Source organism: Salinimicrobium sp. 3283s, assembly GCF_039602225.1.
In the GTDB taxonomy this organism is placed as follows: Bacteria; Bacteroidota; Bacteroidia; order Flavobacteriales; family Flavobacteriaceae; genus Salinimicrobium; species Salinimicrobium profundisediminis.
Genome location: NZ_CP143631.1, coordinates 2,210,392 through 2,226,824 on the forward strand (window position 1 = coordinate 2,210,392; position 16,433 = coordinate 2,226,824).

Sequence of the window (16,433 nt, forward strand, 5' to 3'; positions counted from 1 at the left end):
TTGTATATCTTATTCTCAAATGACCCTATAGAATGTGTATCCGTGAAGGTTTTTTTTTATTTTCTAATCATGTTATTTCATTTATCATACTTTTGTTCCAGTTAATGATTTATATGAAGAAAATAACAATTTCACTTGTTCTTATATTCTTAATCCCCTTTGGTTTACTGGCCCAGGAAAGAAGGCTTAATCGTGCAGGGAATAATATTCAGGGGCAGGATCAAACTGCACGTGACCCAAAAAATGAATCTTATGTTGAAAAAGCCCCAATTGATCTCTACAAGATTATTTCTGTAGAAAACGATACCACAACAGTAGATACCACGCTTCATATATACAAGGATTACCGGTTTAACTATCTTAGAAAAGACAATTTTGGATTACTGCCATTTTCAAATGTCGGTCGTTCTTATAATCGGCTAACGTATAATTTTATTGAAGAGCGGGAGGTACTTCCTCAATTTGGCGCAAGAGCGAGACATTATAATTTTATGGAAGTAGAAGACATCTTCTACTATAGTGTTCCTACCCCGTTTACCGAACTTTTTTTTAAGACAGTATTCGAACAAGGTCAGGCAGCTGATGCTCTTTTTACTGTAAACACCTCTCCTAATCTCAATATTTCAATAGGATATAAAGGACTTCGCTCGTTAGGTCGATATCGGCATATGCTCACCAGTACCGGAAATTTTAGAACTACACTCAGTTATAGTTCCCCAAACGGCAGGTACAATATGAAAACACATTTTGTTTCACAGGACCTTCTTAATGAAGAAAACGGCGGACTTACAGCCACGTCCCTTGATCAATACATTGCAGAAAATCCCGAATTTGAAGATCGCTCCCGGCTTGACGTGAACTTTGAAGATGCTCAATCTACATTATTTGGGAAACGATTTTTTATCGACCACTCATATGCACTTTATAAAAGAGCAGATTCTCTTGTACAGCGGGACTTCAGGATTGGTCACCGTTTAAATCATACCTATAAGAAATATCAGTTTCAACAGGCTTCAGCCAGTGAACTCTTTGGGCCCTCTTTCGAAGAGGTGGGTTTAAAAGATATAACCCGGCTCACATCAACATCCAACGAGGTCTATGTTGGTTTTACAGCCGGGAATCTTGCAAGAATTATTGCCCGCGGAAAGCACACCCACTATAACTATGGCTATAATACCGTGCTAGATCTTGAAGGAGGGTATATAGTGAACAGGCTTCAGGGAGATATACTTTCAGCAGGGGGAGATTATCTGGGTACTCTGGGTGACTTTCAGTTCAAAGCGAGCGGAATGATCAACTTAACAGGAGATTTTAAAGGATATGACCTCGGCGCCCGACTTTCATATGCGCTGTCCTCAGATTTTGTGGTTGCAGCCACGGCCAATATTAATGATCATGCCCCCAATTATAATTTTCTACTCTACCAGAGTGACTATATAAACTACAACTGGCAAACCTCCTTTTCAAATGAAAGTCGGCAGTCTCTGGGTTTTGACCTCTGGGCGCCTCAATGGTTGAATGCCAACGTAGAATTCTCTACAATTAATGATATGGCTTACTTCGCTGTAGGGGAAGCAGGATTTGTAAGGCCATTTCAGCACAACGATCAGGTGAGTTATGTAAAGGTGAAGGGGAGCAGGGAATTTAGCCTGGGCAAATTTGCGCTTAATAACACCTTGCTTTACCAGACTGTTTTAGATGGGGGGCAGGTACTAAATGTACCCGATTTGGTCACCAGGAACACCTTTTACTATAAAGACTACTGGTTCCAGCGGGCACTTTATCTTCAGACCGGTTTTACGCTAAATTACTTTACAAACTACGAGATGAATGGGTATGATCCTGTTCTTGCAGAATTTTATGTTCAGAATTCGCAACAAGTCGAAGGCTTTCCAACTGTAGATTTTTTCTTCAATGGTAAAATACGACAGGCCCGGATCTTCTTCAAACTGGAAAACCTGAATTATCTAATTGAAGCAAATAACAATTTCTCGGCACCACTCTATCCCTCACGCGATTTTGGAATAAGGTTTGGATTGGTCTGGAATTTCTTTATGTAATTATTTGGGCGTTCCCCGCCTTCGCTACCGCTCATGCGGGTCGGGCTATCCGCTTCAATCTTTTTGCTCGTGCCTTGCAAAAAGGATTTCCGCTGCTACCTGCCTGCCGGTAGGCAGGTCCCTAACGCGGACAAACATCTTCGATTCATAATAATGTTATGGGATTGGGGTTTTTCGTTTTCAATTGACATTAAAATAATCGGATTTGATTGTATGTTTTTGATTCCTATTAATGTAATTCGATGGATATTTCGTTTATCAGCTATAAACATTTGACCCCTTCGGGGTCATCCCTGCCGAAGAATAATACAAATACCGGATCCTTTGGATCCGGATGGTTAGACCTTATCGGGTCTTATGTTTGTAACGTAGCAGGTCATGACTTCAAGACCCCAATGTGTTTCCTTCTTTCAATAACAGGAACACTTCACGAACCAGACCCTGAAGGGATCTCCTGCTTATAACAACTGATGCTGTCAACCCCACGACCCCAACGGGGTCATATGTTTTTAACCTGGATGCCGTGATGATCCCGACCCCGAAGGGGTCGCACCTTACGAAACGCCACCTCTCAAAAATGCCATTTTTAGGACCTCTTATCTCATAAGGTATGTCTTTAGCGTCTGAAGAGGGTATATATAGTGCTTTCATAAAATTGTACCTCCTCATGGTGTGATTCACACCACATATTATATATAAGAATATATCACGAACCTACAATCGCGGAGAAATTGCATAATTATAACAGGAGTGGAGGAAAGCCATGACCCTGAAGGGGTCTCATGTATATAACACCTGAAGCCGTCAACCACACGACCCCGACGGGGTCACATGTTTTTAACCTGGATACCATGATGATCCCGACCCCGAAGGGGTCGCACCATCGAAAAATGCCCATCCTTGTAACCATACATCCTCTACTTTCAATTTCAGGATAAAAAAGTGTAGAAAAAATCTCTCTTCAAAAATTTCATTTTCAGTACCTTAGTTTTAGGATTTAGAAAAATGTCAAAAAAACCTTAAAATATTTTTGTTGGAGGCTTGTGGGATTAGAATTCAGTTGTATATTTGCAGCCGCTTTGAGAGGGAGTGACGGGATAGGAGAGACGGTGTCTGAGCCTATATGTAGCAAGCCTTTAAAGCGAATAAGTTCTCTGAAATTTTTTTGAATTTTATCTTGGATTGTAAAGGAAATTGGTTTTATCTTTGCATCCGCTTTGAGAGGCACGGTAAGTGTTCTTTTAGGGTTGAAAAAGTTCTCTAAAAAACATTTTGAAGTTAAGTAATAAAGGTTGTAAGTTTGCATCCGCTTTTACGGGATTAGCTTCGAGAGTGGCTGAAAAAAAATAAATTTTTTTTCTTGTCAGTTTCAAAAAAGGTTGTACATTTGCAGCCGCTTTGAGAGAGAGCGAAAGTTCATAAAAACATGCTGAAACGAAATCCCGGGTTGGGTGAGGTAGAATAAGGTTCGACTCCTTTGATTTCAACAAGACGATCCTTCCAGTAATACGGAATGATTCTCCCCTTGTAAAGGGGAGGTGCCGAAGGCGGAGGGGGTTTGAGTTCATTGACATATTGAATTGACAGCGCGTATGTTGCTTTAATTAGCAACAAATGCAAATAAGAATTAAGACTAGAAGAACGTTTTGAGCTTTGATTCCCGGTTAAACGGGATGAATAAGAGGAATTCCTTTAGTAGTTGTTAAAGTATATAAGATTTAACGATGAAGAGTTTGATCCTGGCTCAGGATGAACGCTAGCGGCAGGCTTAACACATGCAAGTCGAGGGGCAGCACGTCTTCGGATGGTGGCGACCGGCGCACGGGTGCGTAACGCGTATACAATCTACCTTTTACAGGGGCATAGCCCGGGGAAACCCGGATTAATATCCCATGGTATTATTAAATGGCATCGTTTGATAATTAAAGCTTCGGCGGTAAAAGATGAGTATGCGTCCTATTAGCTAGATGGTAAGGTAACGGCTTACCATGGCTACGATAGGTAGGGGTCCTGAGAGGGAGATCCCCCACACTGGTACTGAGACACGGACCAGACTCCTACGGGAGGCAGCAGTGAGGAATATTGGACAATGGGCGAGAGCCTGATCCAGCCATGCCGCGTGCAGGAAGACTGCCCTATGGGTTGTAAACTGCTTTTATACGGGAAGAAACACCCCTTCGTGAAGGGGCTTGACGGTACCGTATGAATAAGGATCGGCTAACTCCGTGCCAGCAGCCGCGGTAATACGGAGGATCCAAGCGTTATCCGGAATCATTGGGTTTAAAGGGTCCGTAGGCGGGTTTGTAAGTCAGTGGTGAAAGTCTGCAGCTCAACTGTAGAACTGCCATTGATACTGCATACCTTGAGTAATTATGAAGTGGTTAGAATATGTAGTGTAGCGGTGAAATGCATAGATATTACATAGAATACCGATTGCGAAGGCAGATCACTAATAATTTACTGACGCTGATGGACGAAAGCGTAGGTAGCGAACAGGATTAGATACCCTGGTAGTCTACGCCGTAAACGATGGTTACTAGCTGTTTGGCTCGATTGAGAGCTGAGTGGCTAAGCGAAAGTGATAAGTAACCCACCTGGGGAGTACGTTCGCAAGAATGAAACTCAAAGGAATTGACGGGGGCCCGCACAAGCGGTGGAGCATGTGGTTTAATTCGATGATACGCGAGGAACCTTACCAGGGCTTAAATGTAGCTTGACAGGGGTGGAAACACCTTTTCCTTCGGGCAAGTTACAAGGTGCTGCATGGTTGTCGTCAGCTCGTGCCGTGAGGTGTCAGGTTAAGTCCTATAACGAGCGCAACCCCTGTGATTAGTTGCCAGCGAGTAATGTCGGGAACTCTAATCAGACTGCCGGTGCAAACCGTGAGGAAGGTGGGGATGACGTCAAATCATCACGGCCCTTACGTCCTGGGCCACACACGTGCTACAATGGTAGGGACAGAGAGCAGCCACTGGGCGACCAGGAGCGAATCTATAAACCCTATCACAGTTCGGATCGGAGTCTGCAACTCGACTCCGTGAAGCTGGAATCGCTAGTAATCGCATATCAGCCATGATGCGGTGAATACGTTCCCGGGCCTTGTACACACCGCCCGTCAAGCCATGGAAGCTGGGGGTACCTGAAGTCGGTCACCGCAAGGAGCCGCCTAGGGTAAAACTGGTAACTGGGGCTAAGTCGTAACAAGGTAGCCGTACCGGAAGGTGCGGCTGGAACACCTCCTTTCTAGAGATTTTGCCTCTTATAAGGCAAAACGCAATTACGACATAAGGAGCCTTTTTACAAATAAAGTGATAAGCTTCTTTTGGTCTTAATTCACTGTCAATTTAATAATATATAGTATTGAGATATGAGTATTGAGTATTGAGATGAGGCGAAAAGCTATCTCACTACTAATTACTAACTACTCACTACTAATTGCAGTCTCATAGCTCAGCTGGTTAGAGCGCTACACTGATAATGTAGAGGTCGGCAGTTCGAGTCTGCCTGAGACTACGAAATACAATTAACAATGATCAATAAACAATGGTCAGAGTTAAGAAGTTCATTGAGAAATACTGAAGGAAATTTTAGAAGTTGGGCAACCAGTTTACAGTACGCAGTTAAGCAGTACGCAGTACAGTGAGAACTGAATACTGAATACTGACCACTGCCAACTAAAAAAACGGGGGATTAGCTCAGCTGGCTAGAGCGCCTGCCTTGCACGCAGGAGGTCATCGGTTCGACTCCGATATTCTCCACCACACAATGATCAATAAACAATGATCAATGATCAGTTTTAAACTGGTGATTGTTGATTGCTAATTGATAATTGTAGAAAGTTCATTGACATATTGGAAAATAAGAATACGAGAAACATAAAAATTTCTATAGTTGTAAGATTATAGATAGAGCAAATTATATTAAATAAGAGTGTTGAAGTAAGAATAGGAGTTATTTATAATTCTGAACTCTTAACTCATAACTTTTAAAAGAGCATATTAGGTAAAAGCACATAAGCTAAATAAGGGCGTATGGGGAATGCCTAGGCTCTCAGAGGCGATGAAGGACGTGATAAGCTGCGAAAAGCTGCGGGGACTGGCACATACAGGTTGATCCGCAGATATCCGAATGGGGCAACCCAGCATACTGAAGGTATGTTATCCGAAAGGAGGCGAACCCGGAGAACTGAAACATCTAAGTACCCGGAGGAGAAGAAAACAATAGTGATTGCGCTAGTAGTGGCGAGCGAACGCGCATTAGCCCAAACCGGTAAGTTTACGGACTTACCGGGGTTGTAGGACCACGACATTGGTTGTGAACAGAATTAGAACACTTTGGAAAGAGTGGCCATAGACGGTGATAGCCCGGTATAAGTAATGAACATAAACCATAGTGGTATCCTGAGTAGTGCGGGGCACGAGAAACCCTGTATGAATTTGGCGGGACCATCCGCTAAGGCTAAATACTCCTGAGAGACCGATAGTGAACCAGTACCGTGAGGGAAAGGTGAAAAGAACCGTGAATAACGGAGTGAAATAGATCCTGAAACCATACGCTTACAAGCGGTCGGAGCCCTTTAGGGGGTGACGGCGTGCCTTTTGCATAATGAGCCTACGAGTTAACGTTGCCAGCGAGGTTAAGGGGTTAAGCCCTGGAGCCGTAGCGAAAGCGAGTCTGAATAGGGCGCTTTAGTTGGTAGTGTTAGACGCGAAACCGTGTGATCTACCCTTGGGCAGGTTGAAGCTGTGGTAACACATAGTGGAGGACCGAACCCGTTGACGTTGAAAAGTCTTGGGATGACCTGAGGGTAGGGGTGAAAGGCCAATCAAACTCGGAAATAGCTCGTACTCCCCGAAATGCATTTAGGTGCAGCGATTAATTAGTTTTATAGAGGTAGAGCTACTGATTGGATGCGGGGGCTTCACCGCCTACCAATTCCTGACAAACTCCGAATGCTATAAAATGATGTTAATCAGTGAGGGCATGGGTGCTAAGGTCCATGTCCGAGAGGGAAAGAACCCAGACCATCAGCTAAGGTCCCCAAATGTATGTTAAGTTGAAAAAACGCGGTTGAACTGCTTAGACAGCTAGGATGTTGGCTTGGAAGCAGCCATTCATTTAAAGAGTGCGTAACAGCTCACTAGTCGAGCGGTTCGGCATGGATAATAATCGGGCATAAACATACTACCGAAGCTATGGATTCTATACATTAGTATAGAGTGGTAGGGGAGCATTGTAACAGCGTAGAAGGTGTACTGCGAGGTATGCTGGAGCGGTTACAAAAGAAAATGTAGGCATAAGTAACGATAATGCGGGCGAGAAACCCGCACACCGAAAGACTAAGGTTTCCTCAGCTATGCTAATCAGCTGAGGGTTAGTCGGGGCCTAAGGCGAACCCGAAAGGGGTAGTCGATGGACAACCAGTTAATATTCTGGTACCTGCTTTGCGTTAAAAGTGACGGAGGCGAGAATTAGGTGCGCACTGACGGAATAGTGCGTTGAAGGGAGTGGTAACACCCCGATAGTACACCCAAGCTTCGGCGGCGGTGATAATCCTGAATATCGACTTCCAAGAAAAGCGAGCAAAAGCAGCCCGTACCGCAAACCGACACAGGTAGTTGGGATGAGAATTCTAAGGTGCTCGAGAGATTCATGGCTAAGGAACTAGGCAAAATTGACCTGTAACTTCGGGAGAAAGGTCGCCCCACTCCGGTGGGGCCGCAGTGAAAAGGTCCAGGCGACTGTTTATCAAAAACACAGGACTCTGCTAAATCGAAAGATGATGTATAGGGTCTGACACCTGCCCGGTGCTGGAAGGTTAAGAGGAGATGTTAGCTTCGGCGAAGCATTGAATTGAAGCCCCAGTAAACGGCGGCCGTAACTATAACGGTCCTAAGGTAGCGAAATTCCTTGTCGGGTAAGTTCCGACCTGCACGAATGGTGCAACGATCTGGACACTGTCTCAGCCATGAGCTCGGTGAAATTGTAGTATCGGTGAAGATGCCGATTACCCGCTGTGGGACGAAAAGACCCCGTGAACCTTTACTATAGCTTAGTATTGACTTTGGACAAGTGATGTGTAGGATAGGTGGGAGACATTGAAGCGGTATCGCCAGGTATCGTGGAGTCATTGTTGAAATACCACCCTTTACTTGTTTGAAGCCTAACTTCCATTGGAAGGACAGTGCTTGGTGGGTAGTTTGACTGGGGTGGTCGCCTCCAAAAGAGTAACGGAGGCTTCTAAAGGTTCCCTCAGCACGCTTGGTAACCGTGCGTAGAGTGCAATGGCATAAGGGAGCTTGACTGAGAGACATACAGGTCGATCAGGTACGAAAGTAGAGCATAGTGATCCGGTGGTTCCGCATGGAAGGGCCATCGCTCAAAGGATAAAAGGTACTCCGGGGATAACAGGCTGATCTCCCCCAAGAGCTCACATCGACGGGGGGGTTTGGCACCTCGATGTCGGCTCGTCACATCCTGGGGCTGGAGAAGGTCCCAAGGGTTGGGCTGTTCGCCCATTAAAGTGGCACGCGAGCTGGGTTCAGAACGTCGTGAGACAGTTCGGTCTCTATCTACAGTGGGCGTTAGAAATTTGAGTGGATCTGACTCTAGTACGAGAGGACCGAGTTGGACCAACCTCTGGTGTACCAGTTGTTCCGCCAGGAGCACTGCTGGGTAGCTACGTTGGGAAGGGATAAGCGCTGAAAGCATATAAGCGCGAAACCCACCACAAGATGAGATTTCTTTAAAGGATCGTGGGAGACTACCACGTTGATAGGTCACAGGTGTAAAGGCAGTAATGTCATAGCCGAGTGATACTAATAATCCGTATAGCTTAGTGCGCTTCCCGGCCTGCAAGGGCCGGGGAGGATAACCTGAAGCTTAATATACTGCTCAAAGTGTTTTCTTATATTATTATTTTCCAACTATGTCAAAGTTATTAGGTATGATATCTAGTAAGTAATCATGGCTACTGCCAACTGATCACTGAACACTGCATACTAACGATTTAAGGTGGTTATAGCAACGGGGCTCACCTCTTCCCATTCCGAACAGAGAAGTTAAGCCCGTTAGCGCAGATGGTACTGCTATTTGTGGGAGAGTATGTCGCCGCCTTTCTTTTAAACCCTTCATCATTTATTTGATGAAGGGTTTTTTTATGCCCTAAAATTAGCAAGGCCTGTAGCCACGCTTCTTCAGAGTGGAGGGAGGATCATGATCAAAACTTAGAGATTAAGCAGGAGGGGGATTGCAGTACAAAAGCTTAATCTGGAACCAAATCTCAGCACCCCTCCCTTCCAGGGAGGGGCAATCTGCCGCAGGTGGATGGGGAGGGTCTTCTTTCCTCAAATTTACTTCAGGAAACATAAACGAAGAGTTTATCCCGCTGGCGCGGATTTGCAATCCGTGCCTTGTTCCACAATAACTTCCCGGGAATGTCCACAAAAAAAAAGCCCGATCTTAAAGACCGGGCTTATCCAATTATATTCCTTTTTAAATCAATCCTAATCTCTCAAAATGCTCCTGGAGATCACAATTTTCTGGATCTCTGAAGTACCTTCATATATCTGAGTGATCTTCGCATCTCGCATTAATCGCTCTACGTGGTATTCTTTTACGTATCCGTTTCCGCCGTGTACCTGTACCGCTTCAACAGTGACATCCATCGCTGTTTTTGATGCAAAGAGTTTAGCCATGGCGCCGCTAAGGTCGTAATTTTCCCCATTGTCCTTATCACAGGCTGCTTTCATCACGAGATGGCGTGAAGCCTCTATTGAAGTATGCATGTCGGCCAGTTTAAAAGCTATAGCCTGGTGGTTCATGATCTCTGTTCCAAAAGCTTTGCGCACTTTCGAATATTCTTTTGCAAGCTCATAAGCCCCGGCTGCGATACCTAAAGCCTGCGCTGCAATCCCAATACGTCCTCCAGAAAGTGTTTTCATCGCAAATTTAAATCCGAAGCCATCTTCGCCAATCCGGTTTTCTTTTGGAACCTTTACATCATTGAAGTTTAGAGAGTGGGTATCACTTCCACGAATTCCTAATTTCTGCTCCTTTGGGCCAATTTCAAAGCCTTTCCAGCCCTTTTCAATGATAAAAGCATTAATTCCCTTGTGTTTTTTTTCAGGGTGTGTTTGCGCAATCACAATGTAATAATCTGCAGTACTACCATTGGTGATCCAGTTTTTGGTTCCGTTAAGAAGGTAGTGGTCGTCTTTTTCAATCGCGGTTGTTCTTTGCGAAGTCGCATCACTTCCGGCTTCAGGTTCAGAAAGACAAAAGGCGCCAATAGATTCTCCTGTGGCTAGTTTTGGAAGATACTTTTGTTTTTGCTCTTCATTTCCGAATTTTTCAATCCCCCAACAAACCAAAGAATTGTTTACAGACATTACTACAGATGCCGATGCGTCTATCTTCGAAATCTCTTCCATAGCCAACACGTAAGACACTGTGTCCATACCGCCACCGCCGTATTCAGGAGAGACCATCATACCCAGGAAGCCGAGTTCCCCCATTTTCTTGATCTGTTCTTTCGGGAATTCCTGTTTTTCATCCCTCTCAATTACTCCGGGGAGCAACTCGTTCTTTGCAAAATCTCGTGCCGCATCGCGGATCATAATATGTTCTTCAGTGAGTTTGAAATCCATTCAGTATATTTTTAGAAAATGTTGAATTTTAAGGTCAAAGATACCCTTTTACATGCGTTTTTTCAATTGAGTTGGCTATTTTTACCGTGATGAACAAAAATAACTATAACGTTGTAGGTGTAATGTCGGGAACCTCCCTTGATGGCATTGATGTAGCCCATGTAAATTTCACCTTTTCTGAAATCTGGTCTTATAAAATTATTGCTGCGGAAACCATTCCTTATTCTCCGGAATGGGAAAAGAAACTTTCTGAAGCAGTAGGATATAATGAAGAACAGCTGCGGCAATTAGACACCGATTATACGAAATTGCTTGGAAATGTCATTTCAGAATTCCTTTCCAAAAATGACATTTTTGACACCCATGCTGTTTGTAGTCATGGCCATACAATAAAACACGAACCCGACAATGCATACACCCTGCAAATTGGCAACCAACCAGAGCTTCCAAAGATCTTAAATTGTAAGGTGGTATGTGATTTTAGGGTGCAAGACGTGCAGCTGGGTGGCCAGGGCGCGCCTTTGGTGCCTATTGGTGACGAATTGTTGTTTGGCGAATACGATTACTGCCTTAATATTGGCGGTTTCGCAAACATTTCTACTATAACCGGTGGTAAACGCCTGGCTTATGATATTTGCGCCGTAAACACTGTGCTCAATGTGCTTTCCCAACAAATAAACCTGCCATTTGATAAAGACGGAGAAGTGGCGGCTTCGGGAGAAGTGCTGCCAAAGCTTCTGGAGGAACTCGAAAAAATGCCATTTTACGGACTCCGTCCTCCAAAGTCCCTCGGAATAGAGTGGGTGCAAAAGCACATTTTTCCGCTTTTGAAAAAGTATGATGCTATTCCCGATCTTCTGAGAACCTATACCGAACATGCTGCGGAAATGATCGCCAATGAATTTCGGGATTCTTCCGAAGAAAAAGTTTTGGTAACAGGTGGCGGTGCTTTTAACAAATTCCTGATCCAGGAAATTAAGAAGCGTACTAAAACTCAAGTAGTAATTCCGGCGCCTGAAGTAGTGAATTTTAAAGAAGCCCTGATTTTTGCCTTTTTGGGAGTACTTAAATTAAGAGGAGAGAATAACGTGCTGGGTTCTGTTACAGGGGCTTCAAAAGATCATTCTTCAGGAAAGATTTTTAATCCATAATTCTCATTAGATCATAGACATGCTGCGGGAACTACTAAAGTCGCCGGTTATAGTCAATATTTATCTAAGCTGAAATATAAGCAGGATAGAGCTGCCAGGGGCAAACCTATCCTGCCCGGTTTTTTAAAAAGCATAAACTGCTGCGAGAATAAAAGAGGATAGATTATCTGTGGGTTCCAGGTCCTGGTTTACAAAGACATCCCTGTCAACGCTGTCAAGTCTTAATTCGGGTTTAATAGTTAAGCTTCCAACAGTATAGTTACCGGTAAGGGTAAAGGCGGTTAGGTTTGCGTCAGAATTGTACACTACTGTTTCATCATGCCCATTTGCTAGTTCTTTAAAGTATTCTGCCCTTAAGCCGATTGCAAAATTTTCAGAAGTTTGTATTTGCGGGTATAGTGCGACACCATAGAACCCAACATCATCTGTACTATTGTAGGTTGTATTAAGCCCCAGGTAAAAAGCCTCAGAGAAATCCCAACCGGTGGTGAGATCTATTTGAAAAGTGGGATCGAGGCCTGGAGCCTGTTCTCCATAAATGAGATTTAGGTATGCACTTCCGGCACTATTAGAATAACCAAGTTGTGCTCCAAAGGTATACACTCCAAAAGGATCAAATTCAGTATAATCTGTGGGGTTCATGATGGCTAACATGGCACTCCAGTTATTGCTTAGGGCGATGTCTGCTTTTAAACCGGTATGGGAAAAAGGGCCATAGGAAAACATATACGAAGTGGAGTAGTTGAAATTATCTACGGGTGAAATCACTTCATAGCCTAAAAAGGTATTAAAATCTCCCAGGGTTAGCCGGACATTCTCACTCACATTATAATAAACGTACAGCTGATTGACAATATTACTGGAGCCCATAGAAAGAAAAACCGCTTCTTCGCCGCGGGGACCAAAAACAAGATCGGCCACGAAGCCTATTTTTTCACCTTCATACCCAAGAATGACATTGGCCATTCCTAATGCAAAACCGGGATCATTGGCAAAAGCGGTGGCGGGAGCCTGTGGGCCAGCAATTGGAGTTTCCCCATCGGGACCATAAACATATTTATTGAGGCCATTGAAATTTGTCCTGAAGTAGGTGTCTACAGATCCCCCAATACTAAAACCGGGTAATGCTTCTTCCAGTACTTCAGATTCCTGTGCAGAAACAGAAATATTCCACAGCCCGATAGAGGCAAAAATTAAAAATTTCTGCATTTTTGTAATAGTGATTTGTTTCATGTTAAAACTTTGTTTGATTAGTTGAAATGAGTTGAACTGGTTTTTTTGAAATGAATTCAGGAGGGGCGCCCTGCCAGGCGTTCCTCCTTTTTTTATTGTTTTGCAGGTTCTACTTTGCCTGCGAACTCGGCATAAGCATCCATACCATGTTCATGAAGATCGAGGCCTTCAGTTTCTTCATGCGTTTCCATGCGAAGTCCCAGGGAACGTTTAATTGCAAAAAGAATTAAAAATGCCGATACACAGCAAAAAGCTCCAATTACAGCAACTCCTATAAGCTGGTTGAGAAACTGCTCAAAGCCTGCCAGGGCTCCAAATATCCCAACGGCCAGGGTGCCCCATACTCCGCAAATAAGATGTACGGCTACTGCACCTACAGGGTCATCCAGTCTTACTTTGTCAATAAGTGCAACGCCTGCAACAATGAGTATTCCGGCAATTAGCCCAATAAGTACGGCATCTGTAGGAGACATGAGATCTGCCCCTGCGGTGATACCCACAAGACCTCCAAGGATCCCATTCAGGAACATGGTGAGATCATAATTTTTATACCAGATGGTGGAAACAAGGAAAGCAGAAATACCTCCGGCTGCTGCAGCAAGACAGGTGGTCACTAAAGTAAGAGAAGTTGCAGATGGATCTGCAGAGAGTACCGAACCTCCGTTAAAGCCAAACCATCCAAGCCAGAGGATGAAAACGCCCGCTGTTGCTAAAGGTACATTGTGACCGGGAATAGCATGAGAGCTACCGTCTTCTCCAAATTTTCCAATTCTTGCTCCCAACAAAGAGATTGCTACAAGCGCAGCCCAGCCACCAACAGAGTGTACCAGGGTAGAACCGGCAAAGTCATAGAACCCAAGTTCATCAAGGAAGCCACCTCCCCATTTCCATGATCCAGCGATTGGATAAACAATAGCAAGGTATATAATGGAGAACAGCATAAAAGCCGACAGTTTGATCCTTTCGGCGACAGCTCCCGACACAATAGTGGCAGCAGTTGCAGCGAACATACCCTGGAATAAAAAGTCGGTCCAGTAGGTGTAACCTTCATTGTAGGTAAGATCAAGGGCACCGTCGGCTACCGGAGCGTGTAACCCAAAAAGTCCGACAAAATAGTCGGGGATAATTCCCATAATGAATGAACCTGGATACATGAGGTTAAAACCAATGAGACTATAAAGAAGAAGTCCGGTGCAAATGATAAAAACATTTTTAAAGAGGATATTAATGGCATTTTTTTGCCGGGTGAGTCCCACTTCCAGTAAAGAAAATCCAAGATGCATAAAAAACACCAGTGCGGTGCAGACCATCATCCATACGTTATTAGTAAGTAATTCCATTTTTTATAATATTAAGTTGAATAGTTTTGTAAGTAGTTAATTATGCCAGCGAGAGGGTGCCTCTTTCTTTTGTTCTAATCCTATAGGCTTCTTCTACCGTAGAGACAAAGATTTTACCGTCGCCTACAGAACCCGTATATGCTGCATCGAGAATTGCCTGTACTGTTTTTTCGAGGAATTCATCAGAAACAACTACGGATATTTTCCTGCGTTGAATGTCTGTTGTGCTGTAGGCGACACCCCTGTATACATGCCCCTGTGTTTCATTACCTACTCCGGTAACATCCCAATAACTGAAGAAATTGACACCAATTTCATGAAGAGCCTTTTTTACATCGTCAAATTTTGACTTTCTAATGATGGCTTCGATTTTTTTCATAAAGACCTAATTTTTGTTAAGACACATAAAATTATACTAAAAAACTGTTTAAGTCTAAAAAAATAGGGGTTAAGTGTGTAAAAAATTAGTTTCACATTTTATACCCCTATAAAATTAGGGGGTGGTAATAAATTATATCTTTTTTTATTACATAAGTAAAATGAAAGCCACTCGTCGGGGTGAGATTTTGGTTTTTCAGAAGGAAATCAGGAGAAAAATTGCGCAAAAACTTCAGAAAAAGATGATTATGTTCTTGAAATGCATCAGGCAAGGGAGTTCGAATTCATTACTTACACACTCATCTTTTTTGTGAAATTCAAAATATATCATGCCTATAACACTACGCAATTCATAGTTTTTTATATTTGTTCAGCAATTTTTAAATATTATGAAAGAATTACTTAATCTATATCAAAATAAAGCACCAGAAATTGTTTTTAACTGGAAAGATCCTGAAACTGAAGCCGAAGGCTGGGTGGTGATCAATTCCCTGCGGGGTGGAGCTGCAGGTGGTGGTACCAGGATGAGGAAAGGGCTTGACATGAATGAAGTGCTCTCCCTGGCTAAAACTATGGAAGTGAAATTCACTGTTTCGGGTCCTGCTATTGGCGGCGCAAAGTCGGGTATAAATTTTGACCCCAATGATCCTCGCAAAAAAGGCGTTTTAGAGCGTTGGTATAAAGCCGTGTCTCCTCTGCTGAAAAGTTATTATGGTACCGGGGGTGACCTGAATGTGGATGAAATACATGAAGTAATTCCCATTACAGAAGATTCCGGGGTTTGGCATCCGCAGGAAGGGGTTTTTAACGGACATTTTAAACCCACCGAAGCCGATAAGATCAACCGCATTGGCCAGTTAAGGCAGGGCGTGATCAAGGTGCTTGAAAATAGCAAATTTTCACCCGATGTTTCCCGGAAATACACTGTGGCCGATATGATCACCGGTTATGGAGTGGCCGAAGCCGTTCGACATTACTATGACGTTTATGGCGGAAATGTGCAGGGGAAAAAAGCCATTGTTCAGGGATTTGGAAATGTAGGTTCTGCCGCAGCGTATTATCTCGCGCAGATGGGAGCAAAGGTTGTGGGGATCATTGATCGTGCAGGCGGGTTAATCAACGAAGATGGTTTTTCTTTTGACGAGATCAGGGAGTTGTTCCTGAATAAAGAAGGAAATTCATTGAAATCGGAAAGGATAATCCCTTTTGAGGAGATCAATGAGCGCATCTGGAAGCTGGAAGCACAGGTTTTTGCACCATGTGCCGCTTCGCGTTTAATTACCCGTGAACAGGTAGATCAAATGGTGAGTTCTGGTTTAGAAGTGATCTCCAGTGGTGCAAATGTTCCTTTTGCCGACAAGGAGATCTTCTTTGGCCCCATCATGGAATATACTGACGAGAAGATAAGCGTGATTCCCGACTTTATTGCGAACTGCGGAATGGCCCGGGTTTTTGCCTATTTTATGGAACGCAGGGTACAAATGACCGATGAAGCGATCTTTAATGATACTTCAATTACCATCAAGAACGCGATTCAAAATACCTTTAACCACAATAGCAATAAGACCAATGTGAGTAAAACTGCATTTGAAGTTGCATTGACAAAGCTGGTGTGATGTTATT

8 protein-coding genes, 2 tRNA genes and 3 rRNA genes are annotated in these 16,433 nt (G+C 43.7%); 8 read left to right on the top strand and 5 right to left on the bottom strand.

Annotation, left to right across the window (positions count from 1 at the left end):
* The first annotated feature begins 113 nt into the window (after positions 1-113).
* Entirely contained in the window at positions 114-2,060 is a 1,947-nt protein-coding gene (locus tag VS868_RS09780) for a putative porin (RefSeq protein WP_345597106.1), read from the top strand.
* Positions 2,061-2,444: 384 nt separating this feature from the next.
* Here VS868_RS09780 and VS868_RS09785 read toward each other — a convergent pair whose 3' ends face one another.
* Positions 2,445-2,711 (bottom strand): hypothetical protein, encoded by a 267-nt coding sequence (locus VS868_RS09785; RefSeq protein WP_345597108.1) that lies wholly within the window; start codon positions 2,709-2,711, stop codon positions 2,445-2,447.
* 1,070 nt (positions 2,712-3,781) lie between these two features.
* On the opposite strand from VS868_RS09785, the gene VS868_RS09790 reads away from it, so the two are divergent.
* The 5 genes from VS868_RS09790 (at position 3,782) to rrf (ending at position 9,179) form a co-directional block, all read left to right on the top strand.
* Positions 3,782-5,303: ribosomal RNA gene (locus tag VS868_RS09790) — 16S ribosomal RNA — on the top strand.
* Between the two features lie 196 nt (positions 5,304-5,499).
* Positions 5,500-5,573 (top strand) — tRNA-Ile (locus VS868_RS09795).
* 171 nt (positions 5,574-5,744) lie between these two features.
* Positions 5,745-5,821 (top strand) — tRNA-Ala (locus VS868_RS09800).
* 248 nt (positions 5,822-6,069) lie between these two features.
* A 23S ribosomal RNA gene (locus VS868_RS09805) occupies positions 6,070-8,903 on the top strand.
* A 167-nt stretch (positions 8,904-9,070) separates the two neighbouring features.
* A 5S ribosomal RNA gene (rrf, locus tag VS868_RS09810) occupies positions 9,071-9,179 on the top strand.
* Together the 16S, 23S and 5S rRNA genes with 2 tRNA genes alongside form the textbook arrangement of a ribosomal RNA operon.
* Positions 9,180-9,565: 386 nt before the next feature.
* Here the strand turns inward: rrf and VS868_RS09815 are convergent.
* Positions 9,566-10,708: an acyl-CoA dehydrogenase gene (locus tag VS868_RS09815; RefSeq protein ID WP_266071249.1), complete on the bottom strand. Its 1,143-nt coding sequence runs from the start codon at positions 10,706-10,708 to the stop codon at positions 9,566-9,568.
* Between the two features lie 89 nt (positions 10,709-10,797).
* On the opposite strand from VS868_RS09815, the gene VS868_RS09820 reads away from it, so the two are divergent.
* On the top strand, positions 10,798-11,859 hold the full coding sequence (locus tag VS868_RS09820; protein WP_345597115.1) for an anhydro-N-acetylmuramic acid kinase: 1,062 nt from the start codon (positions 10,798-10,800) through the stop codon (positions 11,857-11,859).
* A 123-nt stretch (positions 11,860-11,982) separates the two neighbouring features.
* Here VS868_RS09820 and VS868_RS09825 read toward each other — a convergent pair whose 3' ends face one another.
* The 3 genes from VS868_RS09825 to VS868_RS09835 all read right to left on the bottom strand — a co-directional run bounded on the left by VS868_RS09825 (position 11,983) and on the right by VS868_RS09835 (position 14,811).
* Entirely contained in the window at positions 11,983-13,092 is a 1,110-nt protein-coding gene (locus tag VS868_RS09825) for a porin (RefSeq protein ID WP_345597117.1), read from the bottom strand.
* Positions 13,093-13,184: 92 nt separating this feature from the next.
* The gene (amt, locus tag VS868_RS09830) at positions 13,185-14,432 is read right to left on the bottom strand and encodes an ammonium transporter (RefSeq protein WP_345597119.1); all 1,248 of its coding nucleotides are present in this window, start codon (positions 14,430-14,432) and stop codon (positions 13,185-13,187) included.
* A 40-nt stretch (positions 14,433-14,472) separates the two neighbouring features.
* Positions 14,473-14,811: a P-II family nitrogen regulator gene (locus tag VS868_RS09835; protein WP_345597121.1), complete on the bottom strand. Its 339-nt coding sequence runs from the start codon at positions 14,809-14,811 to the stop codon at positions 14,473-14,475.
* Positions 14,812-15,199: 388 nt separating this feature from the next.
* Here VS868_RS09835 and VS868_RS09840 point away from each other — a divergent pair, with 388 nt between their 5' ends.
* Positions 15,200-16,426, top strand: a complete 1,227-nt coding sequence (locus VS868_RS09840) for a Glu/Leu/Phe/Val dehydrogenase dimerization domain-containing protein (protein WP_345597123.1) — start codon at positions 15,200-15,202, stop codon at positions 16,424-16,426.
* Positions 16,427-16,433: the final 7 nt, after the last annotated feature.

Coding starts and splice junctions, on each gene's coding strand:
- VS868_RS09780 (WP_345597106.1), top strand. CDS start 114: ATGAAGAAAATAACAATTTCACTTGTTCTTATATTCTTAATCCCCTTT.
- VS868_RS09785 (WP_345597108.1), bottom strand. CDS start 2,711: ATGAAAGCACTATATATACCCTCTTCAGACGCTAAAGACATACCTTAT.
- VS868_RS09815 (WP_266071249.1), bottom strand. CDS start 10,708: ATGGATTTCAAACTCACTGAAGAACATATTATGATCCGCGATGCGGCA.
- VS868_RS09820 (WP_345597115.1), top strand. CDS start 10,798: ATGAACAAAAATAACTATAACGTTGTAGGTGTAATGTCGGGAACCTCC.
- VS868_RS09825 (WP_345597117.1), bottom strand. CDS start 13,092: ATGAAACAAATCACTATTACAAAAATGCAGAAATTTTTAATTTTTGCC.
- amt (WP_345597119.1), bottom strand. CDS start 14,432: ATGGAATTACTTACTAATAACGTATGGATGATGGTCTGCACCGCACTG.
- VS868_RS09835 (WP_345597121.1), bottom strand. CDS start 14,811: ATGAAAAAAATCGAAGCCATCATTAGAAAGTCAAAATTTGACGATGTA.
- VS868_RS09840 (WP_345597123.1), top strand. CDS start 15,200: ATGAAAGAATTACTTAATCTATATCAAAATAAAGCACCAGAAATTGTT.